At 40.7% G+C, this 13,714-nt stretch carries 13 protein-coding genes; 9 read left to right on the top strand and 4 right to left on the bottom strand.

From position 1 onward, the window contains the following. The first annotated feature begins 102 nt into the window (after positions 1 to 102). From RMX98_RS29455 to RMX98_RS29440, 4 genes are all read left to right on the top strand, one after another. Entirely contained in the window at positions 103 to 2,838 is a 2,736-nt protein-coding gene (locus RMX98_RS29455) for a PAS domain S-box protein (RefSeq protein ID WP_322676347.1), read from the top strand. Positions 2,839 to 3,088: 250 nt separating this feature from the next. Beyond that, a complete protein-coding gene (locus tag RMX98_RS29450) occupies positions 3,089 to 3,358 on the top strand; it encodes a hypothetical protein (RefSeq protein WP_322676348.1) in 270 nt (89 codons plus the stop codon). 39 nt (positions 3,359 to 3,397) lie between these two features. After that, complete coding sequence (locus RMX98_RS29445; RefSeq protein ID WP_322676349.1) at positions 3,398 to 3,751, top strand: hypothetical protein; 354 nt, start codon at positions 3,398 to 3,400, stop codon at positions 3,749 to 3,751. A 214-nt stretch (positions 3,752 to 3,965) separates the two neighbouring features. After that, on the top strand, positions 3,966 to 4,346 hold the full coding sequence (locus tag RMX98_RS29440; protein ID WP_409881983.1) for a DUF3011 domain-containing protein: 381 nt from the start codon (positions 3,966 to 3,968) through the stop codon (positions 4,344 to 4,346). 271 nt (positions 4,347 to 4,617) lie between these two features. Here RMX98_RS29440 and RMX98_RS29435 read toward each other — a convergent pair whose 3' ends face one another. Next, positions 4,618 to 4,800: a hypothetical protein gene (locus RMX98_RS29435; protein WP_322676351.1), complete on the bottom strand. Its 183-nt coding sequence runs from the start codon at positions 4,798 to 4,800 to the stop codon at positions 4,618 to 4,620. Between the two features lie 365 nt (positions 4,801 to 5,165). On the opposite strand from RMX98_RS29435, the gene RMX98_RS29430 reads away from it, so the two are divergent. After that, positions 5,166 to 6,149 (top strand): polysaccharide deacetylase family protein, encoded by a 984-nt coding sequence (locus RMX98_RS29430; protein WP_322676352.1) that lies wholly within the window; start codon positions 5,166 to 5,168, stop codon positions 6,147 to 6,149. Between the two features lie 12 nt (positions 6,150 to 6,161). On the opposite strand, the gene RMX98_RS29425 is transcribed toward RMX98_RS29430, so the two are convergent. Together RMX98_RS29425 and RMX98_RS29420 are read right to left on the bottom strand one after the other, a co-directional pair. Further along, positions 6,162 to 6,566 (bottom strand): response regulator, encoded by a 405-nt coding sequence (locus RMX98_RS29425; RefSeq protein WP_322676353.1) that lies wholly within the window; start codon positions 6,564 to 6,566, stop codon positions 6,162 to 6,164. A gap of 597 nt (positions 6,567 to 7,163) precedes the next feature. Next, positions 7,164 to 7,274 carry a PCC domain-containing protein gene (locus RMX98_RS29420; RefSeq protein ID WP_409881102.1) on the bottom strand — a complete coding sequence of 37 codons (111 nt, stop codon included), beginning with the start codon at positions 7,272 to 7,274 and terminating at the stop codon, positions 7,164 to 7,166. Between the two features lie 119 nt (positions 7,275 to 7,393). Between RMX98_RS29420 and RMX98_RS29415 the strand changes: the two genes are divergently transcribed. From RMX98_RS29415 to RMX98_RS29405, 3 genes are all read left to right on the top strand, one after another. Beyond that, positions 7,394 to 9,826, top strand: a complete 2,433-nt coding sequence (locus tag RMX98_RS29415; RefSeq protein ID WP_322676354.1) for a dynamin-like GTPase family protein — start codon at positions 7,394 to 7,396, stop codon at positions 9,824 to 9,826. A gap of 110 nt (positions 9,827 to 9,936) precedes the next feature. Next, positions 9,937 to 10,317 (top strand): KGK domain-containing protein, encoded by a 381-nt coding sequence (locus tag RMX98_RS29410; RefSeq protein WP_322676355.1) that lies wholly within the window; start codon positions 9,937 to 9,939, stop codon positions 10,315 to 10,317. 178 nt (positions 10,318 to 10,495) lie between these two features. Next, entirely contained in the window at positions 10,496 to 11,521 is a 1,026-nt protein-coding gene (locus RMX98_RS29405; RefSeq protein ID WP_322676356.1) for an LD-carboxypeptidase, read from the top strand. Positions 11,522 to 11,610: 89 nt separating this feature from the next. On the opposite strand, the gene RMX98_RS29400 is transcribed toward RMX98_RS29405, so the two are convergent. Next, entirely contained in the window at positions 11,611 to 11,832 is a 222-nt protein-coding gene (locus RMX98_RS29400) for a hypothetical protein (RefSeq protein ID WP_322676357.1), read from the bottom strand. Between the two features lie 237 nt (positions 11,833 to 12,069). Here RMX98_RS29400 and RMX98_RS29395 point away from each other — a divergent pair, with 237 nt between their 5' ends. Next, on the top strand, positions 12,070 to 13,683 hold the full coding sequence (locus RMX98_RS29395; RefSeq protein WP_322679453.1) for an NAD(P)/FAD-dependent oxidoreductase: 1,614 nt from the start codon (positions 12,070 to 12,072) through the stop codon (positions 13,681 to 13,683). Positions 13,684 to 13,714 lie beyond the last annotated feature (31 nt).

Genomic DNA, 13,714 nt, shown 5'->3' with positions numbered 1-13,714 from the left:
TATGGGTCAGCCACTTTATATAGTACATAAATACTATAAAATAGCGATCACGCTGTGCCAGTTGCGTAAGTCCTGATAGCGATCGCTTCTGTAAGCCAAAATATGCAAACTTTATTTGAGTTAATTCCTATTGGCATTGTGATCGCGGAAGATATGGAATTTAAGGAGGTAAAATCTAACCCAGCATTTGCTGAAATTTTAGGGATTTCGCCTGAAGCTAATGTTTCCTCTACTCCCGTTAATGTCCCGCCTCCATCTTACAAAATTTTGCGGCAGGGAAAGGAACTCTCAACAGAAGAATATCCGCTACGTTATGCAGCTATTCATAATACAGAAGTCAAAGGCACAGAAGTTGATATTGTTCGCGGTGATGGCACTATATTTAATTTATTTGGTTATGCTGCTCCCTTAATTGATGAACAGGGTAATCCTAGAGGATCGGTAGCTGCATTTTTGAATATTACTGAACGCAAGCAGACAGAAGAACGCACACGTAAGTTGATGAGCCAGGTGCAACATCAAGCCAATATCTTAAATGCCATTCTCTCTGCCTCGGTAGATCATATTTATATTTTTGATCCGCATGGTCGTTATCAGTATGTCAGTGAAGGCGGTGCTGCGGTTTTAGGTTGTCAGCCAGAGGATATAGTCGGTAAGACTTGGCAAGAATGTGATTTTGCCGCAGAAATGTTTACTACGATGCGTCAGGTAGACACCCAACGAGAAACAGTAATGAGCGCGGGGCAACCCATCAGAGCAGAGACTGAATATAATACCGTTGATGGAATACATTGTTACGAATATATTTTGGCTCCTTTATATAGTCCTGAGCAAGCGATCGCAGGTGTAATTGCTGTATCTCGTGATATTAGCGAACAGCAAGCCGCGCTACGCGAACGCAAGCAAACGGAACAAGCATTGCGACAAAGCGAACAACGCCTCCGACTGGCACAAAGAGCAGGAAAAATTGGCACTTGGGAGTGGAATGTACGTACTGGTGAGGTATCTTGGTCGGAAGGAATCTGGGAGATTTTGGGGTTGGAAATAGGTACAGAAGAACCTGGTGTGAAACCTTGGGTTGATTTTATCCATCCTGATGATCGCCCACAGGTTATGGAAGGAGTAGAAAAAGTATTAGCTGAAGGTAAGGAATATTACGATGAATTTCGCGTTGTCCGCAGAGATAACACAGTTATTTGGGTAGCATCGAAAGGACAAATTATCCGAGATGCCAAGGGACTTGCCGAACGTTTTTTAGGAGTCAACATTGACATTAGTGAGCGCAAGCAAGCCGAAGAGGTGCGGCGAGAAAGCGAGGAACGCTTTCAGGCATTCATGGCACATAGTCCTGCTGCTGCTTGGATTACAGATACAAATGGTCAAATTATTTACCTTAGTCCGACTTATGTAAATACTTTTCAGCTATTTACTCAAGATGCGATCGGCAAACATGTATTTGAACTGTTTGATATTGAGATTGGCACACAATTCTTAAACAACATTCAAACAGTCGTTAAAACTAATCAGGTTTTAGAGACAATTGAAATGGCACCTCGTCTGGATGGCACAATAGGCGATTTTCTCGTTTATAAATTCCCCATTGCTCATTTATCTGGGCAAATTCTGGTGGGAGGAGTCGCAATTGATGTAACAGCACGCAGACGAGCCGAAGAAGAACGCGAAGAATTATTGCTACGCGAACAAGCTGCACGAGAAGCAGCCGAAACTGCCAACCGTATTAAAGATGAATTTTTGGCGGTGTTGTCTCATGAATTGCGATCGCCGCTAAATCCGATACTTGGCTGGATAAAATTGCTGCGGACTCGCCAATTAAGTGAGGAGAAAAAAGCGATCGCTTTAGAAACAATCGAACGCAATGCTAAATTACAAACTCAACTCATCGCTGATTTATTAGATGTCTCCCGCATTCTGCAAGGCAAATTAACGCTGAACATTTCTTCAGTTGATTTAGCTGCAACTATTGCAGCTGCCAATGAAACAGTCGCTTTAGCAGCAGAAGCTAAATCGATTCAAATTCACACCGAGATTGCACCAGATGTCCAGCCTTTTATGGGTGATGCTAGTCGCCTGCAACAAGTGGTGTGGAATTTACTTACTAATGCGGTAAAGTTTACCCCAACTGGCGGCGAGGTAAAAATCAAATTAGAGTCTACCAATACCGACATTCAGATTCAAGTTAGCGATACAGGCAAGGGGATTACACCAGAGTTTTTACCTTATGTGTTTGAAACATTCCGTCAAGCTGATAGCGCCACAACACGCAATTTTGGCGGCTTGGGATTAGGATTAGCAATTGTCCGACACATTGTAGAAATGCACGGTGGTACAGTTCACGCCGACAGCAAAGGAGAAGACCAAGGAGCAACCTTTACAGTTAAATTCCCGCTCATCACTACAGTTTTACAACCAAATCAAGATAAAAGTTTACCTAAAATTTCGTTAAATTTACGCGGCGTGCGGGTGCTGACAGTAGAGGATGAGGAAGATACACGAGAACTACTGGTATTCATAATCCAACAGTATGGTGCAGAAGTAACAGCCACCGCATCCGCCAGTGAGGCATTAAAGATATTAAAACAATCTCCGCCAGATATTCTAGTGTGTGATATCGCCATGCCAGAGATGGACGGATATACGCTTATCCGTCAGCTAAGAACTTGGCCAAAAGAACAAGGCGGACAGATAAAAGCGATCGCACTGACAGCTTATGCTGGAGAATCTGATCAAAAACAAGCTCTAGAAGCAGGTTTTCAAAGACACTTATCCAAACCGATAGATCCCGAAGAACTAGTAGAAGCGATCGCTAGTTTAATCTAAGCTGCCAACGAAAGCATTAGACTTCTTGGCAAAAGTCGGGGTAAAGGTGAAGGGGAAAAGGGTAAAGAAACTCCAAATCCTTCCCCTTTAACCTTTACCCTAAGAGTAGAAAAATATATTTTTGCAAGAGGTCTATTCGTTATGCTTTGTCAGTAAATAATTCGTATACGAAGTTTTGGTCATATTCTGGAATTGGAATTTGACACCGTGTATTTACCTGACGAACCAAACAAATTTTCTAATCTACCTTATGAAATCTTTCACCCCAGAAGTAATTCGAGCTGTAACCCCCATGTTTATGGCAACTATTGGCGGCGTCATTGCTGTTACTGTTTTAGTTTCGCCAAAAATCACTGAGCCTAGCAAATGGTCTGCTGGACTTGGATTTGCAGGAACCGCCATTGCTGCTGCTGCTGGACTAGCTCAAAATGGCAAACATGAGGCGGACTTTTCAGTGAAAAAGCAGGGAGACAACTTGCAAGTTGAAACCTCAGCCTCTGACCCAGTTGACAGACACTAAGAACAGGACTGGACATATCCAAAAAACTTGACGCAAATTATGGCGTACCATGCATCATCAATCAGAATTTTGTCAAGTTTTGGCGCTGCTCCGTCACGAACCCAACCAATTTTATCATCTACCTATATGAAATCTCTCACCCCAGAAGTAATTCAAGCTATAACTCCCATATTTATGGCAACTGTTGGAGCGGTCATTGGTGTTGCTGTTGTAGTCTCGCCAAATATCACTGATGCCAAATGGTCTGCTGGACTTGGACTTGCAGGAACCGCCATTGCGGGTGCTGCTGGTCTTGCTCAAAGTAGTAACAATGAGCCGGATTTTTCAGTCAAGAAGCAGGGGAACAACTTGGAAGTTGAAACTCCAACCTCTGAAGCAAATGACCGACATTAGGTGTTGCGGCTTTCCATATCTGTGGTGGAATTGGCGGTGCTGCAACTGCGCTTGGTCTAAGTTGTGATGGTCTTGAGACTGTTGTGTTTAATGAGGTTACTAATGCAAAGAATATTTGCATTTAATCTGATTTCATACATTGGCTCTTAATGCAATTCGCTACAATAAAATATAGTTTTTCTCTCTTAAATCTGAAAGAAATCTAACATTTTATATGATTATGCGACTTCCCATAATTGCTGCCACCTTTCTAGTTGCCAGTCTTAGTGCAGGTACACTTTTGGGTATTGCTACCCCAGCTTCAGCTCAGGAAATAATAACTTGTTCAAGCCAGAATAATCAAAGGAATACTTGTTCGGTAAATACAAGAGGTAGAGTAAGGCTTGTCAGGCAATTGTCTAACGCCACTTGTAGAGGAAATTGGGGCTATAGAAGAAATCGTATTTGGGTGAAAAATGGTTGCCGAGCTGAGTTTTCAGTTGGCGGTCGTAGAAACGACAGATATGACAGATATGACAGAGACGGCAGATATGATAGAGATGACAGATATGACAGAGACGGCAGATATGATAGAGACGACAGATATGACAGATAGTTAACTGGGTATTTCATCAAAATAGTAAGTAGAAGTTAAGAAATACTACAGTTCAACTTCGTTAAATCCGAGAGCATATTGCCTAGTCGGGTCTTGCGATCGCAATTGCACTCCTATTAGCCAATGCTGACTAACAGGAGTGAGCGACATTGGCTTTTTCTCCTCTTTCAGGCGATCGCAAAATCAACCTGAATTACCTGATTATTCAGGTTATACCGTTTATTTGTGAAGCTGCACCAAATCTCATACAAGTAAGTTATTTTGTTAAATCTTACCTATTTATACTTATTTTTTCTTTTTGCTCAATTGTAGTATCGAAAAAATCTCTGCGATCGAGATGGGATAAACAATTTTTTTCTATTTCTGAGAAATCCGGGCTAGGTAATAATTTAAACTTAGCATCCAAATCAGGAATAATTTCTATATTTATTAACGCAATGTCTGCGACGGTCACTGAGCGTTGGTCATTGAATCTCGACTCACTTCGACGCCGCGATAGTTGAGCGTAGTCGAAACTCAGTGCAAGTCGCTCGATTTCCGCGTAGCCGAAATGCCGGCTACGCCTACGCTAAAACTTACTTATACTTAGTTGTATAAGTTTAAATGTGTCTTAGTTATGATATATTGATTACTAATAATTTAAGTATCAGGGTAAAAATTTGTCCGAAAAGCTGATTAAGTCTTGATTTTGAAAATGAGGAGCAGTAAACCTTCTGGTTTCAGGTTTCTCTTATTAGTCGAACTATGAAACTTGACCGATAAAGCCCAAATTTAACATTATAATTTCCTCTTAAAATTGTCCAAATACTTGAACTCATAATGAAAACCAAGCCAAAAGGAAAAAGACCAATAGCCAGTCTCTCTTTAGACTTGGATAATATTTGGTCTTATTTAAAAAACCAGGGCGCTTCAGGTTGGGAGACTTTTCCCTCTTATCTGGATATTGCAGTACCTCGTTTCTTAGATATTCTCCAGCAATGGGATTTGACAATCACAGTATTCATTGTGGGTCAGGATGCAGCCCTAGAAAAGAATACTAAGGCAATACAAGCGATCGCTAATGCCGGTCACGAAATTGGCAATCATTCATTTTATCACGATCCTTGGCTACATCTGTATTCAGAGAATGAAATTGAAGAAGAGGTGGCCCTTGCCGAAAAACATATCAAGCGCGTCACTCATCAACATCCTATCGGCTTCCGGGGCCCTGGATACAGTTTTTCTCCCGCAGTATTGAAAGTTTTAGCACGACGTGGATACGAATATGATGCTTCGACTTTTCCCACATTTTTGGGGCCCATAGCACGAGCTTATTATTTAATGACTTGCAAATTGAGCAAGGAAGAACGTAAGAAACGGGAAGCGCTGTTTGGTGGTTTTAAAGAGGGTTTACAGCCTCTAAAACCTTACCAATGGCATCTGGGTAAGGATAAACTGACTGAGATTCCTGTTACCACCATGCCAATTTTCAAAGTGCCAATTCACTTCAGTTACATAATGTATCTGAGTACATTTTCTTCGGAAGTGGCGTTACTCTACCTGCGAATTGCTCTGTGGCTGTGTAAACTTACACGCGTCCAACCTTCTTTGTTACTCCATCCTACAGACTTTGTAAGTCAAGAGGATGTGCCAGAACTATCGTTTTTCCCTGGGATGAGTGTTCCTACTTACAAAAAGCTGGCAATAGTGAACAAAAGTTTAGAAATTATATCTAGTCAGTTTAATGTTTTGACTGTTGGACAACACGCCAAATTCGTAGCTGATGTTCGTGAACTGCCTGTATTAGTGCCTCAAAAGAGGTAAAAATATGATTTATTACCAATTACAAGAAGCAAACAAATTAGCAACAATCTCAACTAGTTCTCCTGGAGAGACTGGTTTAGATACATGAGTCTGAAAGCCGGCTTCCAAAGCGCGAATTCGATTCTCGCTATCGCTATAAGCAGTTAAGGCAATAGCTGGAACTTTTCCACCCATATCTGGCTTCAGTGCCCGTATTTTTCGGATAAAAGTGTAGCCATCTTCTCCAGGCATACCTATATCACAAATTAAAACATCAGGTTGCATCTGGGGTAATACTTCCCGTGCTTCTGGTGCAGATGGAACTGCTACAATGGTGGCTCCATCTGCTTCTAATACTGTAGTAATAAAAAAGCGAATATCATCATCATCTTCAACTACAAGAATATTTAAGCCAGCAAGAGGCAGAGAAGGTTGCATAACAAATTACATTTTAATTTTGTCTAACAACAATGCCGACTTAAAGATTTTGTTTTACTCTGACCGTAAGCACAACAATCTTGTAGCTAGCAATAGCTTTTAACCATTTTCTATTCTATCTCTATAGTACTTTATATAATGTTAATATTTGTGTGGTGTTCGCCAATCTAAGAAGATAAATAGTCGATAACCCTGGTATCATTTTTCCCTAAGCTTGCACTTAATAATTACTCTTTCTCTCTTAGGGTACTTGACGTACTTAACAGTTTGTTTGATAGATATTAAGTGCATCTTTATAGCGAATTCAGATAAATCTTATCAGTTGTATTGTAATGCGACCATATTTATAAATGGTCAGGTATAACTTCTAGTTCTTGATAACCTGTTTGTTGGTCAAAAACTCTATTAAAAATAAATTCTTCACTCGCATCAATAACTATTTCAGCAGTTGTGTAGATAATGCATCCATCGTCGAGATGTCCACCGATAGTTTTGCCTTCTCGCTCAGTGATCAGTAAAGCGAATTTTTGCTTCTTCTAGACTACCAATAGCGCTTAACCTTTTCCCAAAACCCGATTCCGAATTAAAAATACTTAATCAAGAAGTATTGAATATAAACCCTGCTTTGATGTCTTCCTGTTTGACAAAATTCTTTAAGCTTTGTTTTAAATCGTCGTGGGGTTTCAATCTGATTGCAAAAACTTTCATTAGTCAATAAGTATTAATTAGTTGCAGTTAGACGGCATAAAAATTCTCAGGAATTTTACTGAACCGTCAGGACAATAAATATTACTAATATATAGATAAATATTGTCAGGATGCCGAATATGTCAGATTTACCGCTTCAGTGCCAAAATTTGAAAGAGCAAGTTGAGTCTATATTACAACTTTTGCAGCAAGAACCAACGCTACGTTCCCAAGATATTACACCTGTACGAACTTCTTTAAGTAAGGCGATTTCTCCCAAATTTGAAATTGTATTTGCGGGTGCATTTAGTGCTGGGAAATCAATGCTAATCAATGCACTATTAGAAAGGGAATTACTCTACAGTGCAGAGGGACACGCTACAGGTACAGAATGCAAAATCGAGTATGCGGAAATAGATCAAGAACGTGTCGTTTTGACGTTTTTAAGTGAAGCAGAAATTCGAGAACAAGTAGTTTATTTGTGTAAGCAACTAGGATTTAAGACAGTACCTAATATTAATCAAGCTGATGTAATTAACTTGCTACATCAAGGTTCTGAAGTGATTATTCAGCAGGAAGGGGGTGAGAGTCAATCAGAACGTGCAAAACAGGCGAAGGCATTAATGTTGTTGCTAGAGGGATATATGGCAAACCGCGATCGCATCAACACGGTTAATAATGCTACATACTCAATGGAGCAATTTAACTTCTCTAATCTCAAGGAAGCGGCTGGATATGCCCGTCGTGGCAGTAATAGTGCAGTATTGAAGCGAATAGAATATTACTGTAACCATCCTCTGCTACAAGATGGAAATGTGATTATTGACACGCCGGGTATCGATGCACCTGTGGAGAAAGATGCACAACTAACTTATGCCAAAATTCAACATCCTGATACTTCGGCGGTGGTATGTGTCCTAAAACCTGCTTCAGCAGGTGACATGACAAAAGAAGAAACAGAACTTTTGGAGTTAATGCGGGAAAACACAGGAGTACGCGATCGCGTTTTTTATGTCTTCAACCGGATCGATGAAACTTGGTATAATACCCAGCTTCGGCAACGATTAGACGATTTAATTAGTGGGCAATTTCGCAATTCAAGCAAAGTTTATAAAACCAGTGGATTATTAGGATTCTACGGCAGTCAGCTTAAACAGACAAGCAAACAAGATAGATTTGGTTTAGATTCTGTTTTTGCCGAAAGTATTAAAGGTTTAGATGGTAAAGAAGAAACGCCACAATTTGTCTATGCGTTTAACAACTACTGTGTAAATTCAGGAAAGCTGTCTTCTACTAAATTCCGTGTCTCAGTTAATGGTTTTGAAACCCCCAATCAAAATTATGTGCGGATTCTGGGAGATTGGGGAAATGAACTCATAGAACAAATAATTAAAGATAGTGGAACTGAGGAATTTCGTACAGCAATTACTCGCTATCTAACAGAAGAAAAACGCCCACAGTTATTTAAAAATCTTGCTGATGATTTAGAAGATATTTGTATTAAACTGAAGAAACATTATCAGAATGTCCAACGCAGTTTAGATAGTCAGCCCCAAGAAATTGAGACGATGAAGGCGCAAGAATTGCAACGCCTGAATCAGCAACTCCAGCAAATTGGTAAAGAATTTCATGAGCATATCACAGAAGAAGTTAACCATATAATTAATAATTCTTGTGATGCTTTTGAAGCAGATTTTAAGCAATTGCAATCACGAATGATTCGCCGTCTAGATGAATTGCTAGATACTTTTTCTGTAGCTTATGCTTATCGACGTGCAACCATCAGCCATCCTCGCAACGCTACTGCACCTTTAATTGCTATTTTAGTAGAGGCATTTTATTACTTAGCAAATCAATTAGAAGATATTTTAGTTGAATCTTCTCAGCAAGTAGTGGCAAATTATTTCCAGAGGTTGATTGAAAAAATTCGCAATTCCGAATATTATCGCCAGTTGTATCGTTTATTAGATCATGATGGTGGCATTGAACAAGAGATGAGAAGTTTAGAAAAAGGAGTTACTCAAGCATTAGTTAGTGCAGCTAGTGTAGAGTGCGATCGCTTTGTGCGAGAAAGTCCTAGATTTTATGATGAAGGAACTTTTTCTATATATCAATTTCGCCAAACTCTATTACAAACTTCTCAAGGTTACGACGCTGAAAGTATCGTAGAAGCAGAACCAGCAATTAGACAATTATTGAAGTTAGATTTTGAACCAAAAGTTTCCCAAACTATTCGTAAATCTTTTCGTCAAACTATTACTCAAACTCTCAAAACCCAACTGTTACCAAAGGTAGAACAGCAAGCAGATGAAATTTTACAGCAATATCCACAAGCCCGTGCTTATTTAGAGAAAACATTGGAACAAGAAGCTGAAGAAAAAATTGCGAATAACCGACGATTATTGAATGCTGTTGAAGAAAAGATTACAGCATATAATTCAGCAGCATCTAGTATCAATAGTTGTTTACAGTCAATGCAATTATCTGACCATCTTTTACCTGTAATTGGTGATTTGCTTAAGCCTATTGATAAGCTTGCTAATAATGAATTTTTGGTTTCAAATGTGGTATGAGAATTTTAATCTCAAATCATCTTTGAGATAATTGTAGCTGTTAGTGAGTGTTTTAACACTCACTAACTACAGTTCTGCGTAAAGTAGAAATTTAAAAAATTGAGGTTGATATGCAAGATGAATTCAAGCCAATACAGTGCAGCGATGGTGATGTTTTGGACTTTGGAGACAACACATATAAAGTTGGTAAATTGAAACAAGCAATAGATACCTCATTTAACTCCACGTTAGAATATAGATTTAATCAAGAATTAAGTAGCAAAGGAATACATATAAAAGAATCTCCGAATATGAATTGGTTTCAGAAGGGTAAAGATTGCGAAATTTTAACACTAGGTTCTCCAAGCTGGAAAAAGGGGAAAGTTAAAATTAAAATAAGCGTCGAATTTTATATTGAAGAGGAAGATATACAAATAACTAACAGCAACAATTCAGAAATCACCGAACTAGAGTCGCCTCTTGATGATCTTCGCCGTATGATTAATGAGTAAAATTAGTCAATCAAAATTTATATATAGCAATCTTATTCTATTTGTGAAAATTCTCGGTGTCCAGATCCCCGACTTCTAAAAGAAGTCGGGGATCTAACTTTTTATGAATGATTTAGGCGTTGCTATAACCTATTAAAATTCGTCACTATCCCAACCCCTAATCCCCAACTGAATGGTTATGACTATTAAACGTCGGCAATTTCTTACAACCTGTGGACTAGCTACCCTAGCCACCCAGATATCACCACTTACAGCTGAAGGTAAACTATCCACAAACACCAGCCGCAAGCCACCCCGCCTGCAAGCTGGGGATACCGTAGGATTGATTTCCCCTGCGGGTATTGTTGACGCTAAAGATATCGAAGCAGCGCAGCAATCAATTTCACAGTTAGGGTTAAAAGTCAAGCTGGGGAAGCATATTTTAGACGGTTATGGCTATTTAGCTGGTAAAGACGGCGATCGCGCTGATGATGTAAACTCGATGTTTGGCGATCGCACCATCAAAGCAATTATTCCTATGCGTGGTGGTTGGGGTTGTAATCGAATTTTACCCCTACTCAACTACTCGCTAATCGGCTCCCATCCGAAAATTATCATCGGTTACAGCGATATTACGACGCTGTTGTTAGCAATTAATGCCCGTAGTCAGATGATTACTTTTCATGGGCCAGTTGCTACGTCTACCTGGAATCAATTTACAGTGGATTACTTCAAGCGCATCCTATTTAATGCTGAAGCAGTGACTATGCAAAATCTCAACCCTAGCGAAGTGCGGATAGAGATAATAGCACCGGGAAAAGCTACAGGTAAACTTGTGGGTGGAAACTTATCAGTTTTATCAGCAATGGTAGGTTCACCTTACCTACCTTCTTGGAACAAAAGCATTCTGTTTGTGGAAGAAGTTGACGAGGATGTTTATCGTATAGATAGGATGCTGACGCAATTAAAAACTGCTGGAATACTTAATCAAATTGCTGGCTTTATCTTTGGGCAATGCACTAAATGTAGTCTTGGAGATGAACCATCATTTACATTAATCCAAGTATTGCAACAACACATACTCCCTTTAGGTATTCCTGCTTGGTACGGTTCAATGATTGGTCATATTAAGGATAAATTTACTTTGCCAATCGGTGTAGAAGTGGAAATAAATGCTGAACTTGGGACAATACGAATGTTAGAGGCGGCTGTTAGTCTTGTTTAACGCGACATAATATCTTATCTATCGAATTAGCCATCATAAAAAGACCTCTCCCTGGTTTTACTACGCAAAACCGTCCCTCTCCGACTCGGCTACGGTATACACACAAGTTTCTTAAGCTGCAATGGCATTGCATCGACTAACAATGGCATTGCATCGACTGACAATGGCATTGCATCGAATAACAATGACATTGCGTCGAATAACAATGGCATTGCGTCGAATAACAATGACATTGCATCGAATAACAATGGCATTGCATCGAATAACAATGGCATTGCATCGAATAACAATGGCATTGCATCGACTGACAATGCTATTTCTCTCGTTCCGATACTTTGTATGAGAATGAGTTAAGCCTAATCAAGCTAGGTTTTTAGGATTTGTGTGTACACCGTAGCTCCGACTCGGAGAGAGACAGACTTGAACTAAAGTTCAAGGCAGGGAGAGGTTTATCGAACTCACGTTTCGTTTAAGCCTCGAAAGTAAATCAGCCGCGCCATAGTAATTTTGATTAAGATTTTGATAGACAGTATGCATTTCTCCTCGCTATGTTACGACTAACAGAAGTAAAGCTCCCGCTTGATCATCCTGAAGATGAGATTAAGACAGCCATCCTCAAAAAGCTGCAAATCACGGACGAAGATTTGATCAGCTATTCCATTTTCAAGCGTAGCTACGATGCCCGTAAGAAAGGAGAGATTACCCTTGTTTATATTCTGGATGTAGAAACGACTCAGGAAACTCATCTACTCAAGCGCCTGAAAAAAGATCCTCATGTGATGGTGACTCCAGACATGAGTTATCGCCCAGTGGCAAAAGCACCGAGCAATTTGAAGATTCGCCCCATCGTCATTGGTACTGGGCCTTGTGGCTTGTTTGCGGGTTTGATGCTGGCGCAAATGGGCTTTTGTCCGATCATTTTAGAACGTGGCAAACAAGTCCGCGATCGCACTGCTGATACTTTTGGTTTTTGGAAGAAAAAATCAGACTTCAACCCCGAATCTAATGCCCAGTTTGGCGAAGGTGGGGCGGGTACATTCTCCGATGGCAAACTCTACAGTCAAGTCAAAGATCCTCAACATTATGGGCGCAAGGTGCTAACCGAACTCGTCAACGCCGGAGCCTCACCGGAAATTCTTTATATCAACAAACCGCATATCGGCACATTCAAACTGGTGGGAATCGTCCAAAGTATGCGTGCCAAAATTGAATCCCTCGGTGGTGAAATTCGCTTTCAAAGCCGGGTGGAAGATATCAACATCGAAAATGGACAAGTGCGGGGAGTCACCCTCGCCAGTGGCGAATATATCGCCAGCGATTATGTAGTTTTGGCGGTGGGTCACAGCGCCCGTGATACCTTCCAAATGCTATTTGATCGTGGAGTTTACATCGAGCCTAAACCTTTTTCCATCGGCTTTCGGGTCGAACACCCTCAGACTCTCATCGACCAATGTCGTTTCGGGACTCACGCTGGTCATAAGCTTTTAGGTGCTGCCGATTACAAACTGGTTCATCACTGTCAAAATGGTCGTTCCGTCTATAGTTTTTGTATGTGTCCGGGAGGTTTAGTGGTTGCAGCCGCATCAGAACCAGGGCGAGTCGTCACCAATGGCATGAGCCAATACTCTCGCAATGAGCGTAATGCCAATAGTGCGATCGTTGTCGGCATCACCCCCGAAGATTATCCGGGGAATGCCTTGGCGGGAATTGACTTCCAACGGCGCTTGGAAGAAGGGGCTTTTCAATTAGGCGGTGGGACTTATGAAGCTCCAGGGCAGTTAGTGGGAGACTTTCTCAACCATCGTCCCTCTACAGCATTGGGCACTGTTAAACCCTCTTATACACCGGGAGTACATTTGGGTGATTTGAGTCAGAGTTTACCAGATTATGCGATCGCAGCCATCCGTGAAGCACTTCCCGCTTTTGACAAACAAATTAAAGGATTTGCGATGGATGATGCTGTGTTGACTGGGGTAGAAACCCGCACATCATCACCAATTCGGATTAAACGCAAAGAGGATTATCAAAGTTTAAATACAGTCGGTCTTTATCCGGCTGGTGAAGGCGCGGGATACGCCGGGGGAATCCTCTCAGCCGGTATCGATGGTATTAAAGTGGCGGAGGCGGTGGCTTTAAGTATTTTGAGGAATTGCGTAGTTTAGTGCCGTAGGCATCGTAAAATCTGAAATAGTG

Origin of the sequence: Nostoc sp. DedQUE02, assembly GCF_034531035.1 — a bacterium.
Lineage (GTDB): Bacteria > Cyanobacteriota > Cyanobacteriia > Cyanobacteriales > Nostocaceae > Nostoc.
The sequence above is the reverse complement of the archived record's forward strand: the minus strand, read 5'-3'. Positions and strand labels throughout refer to the sequence as shown.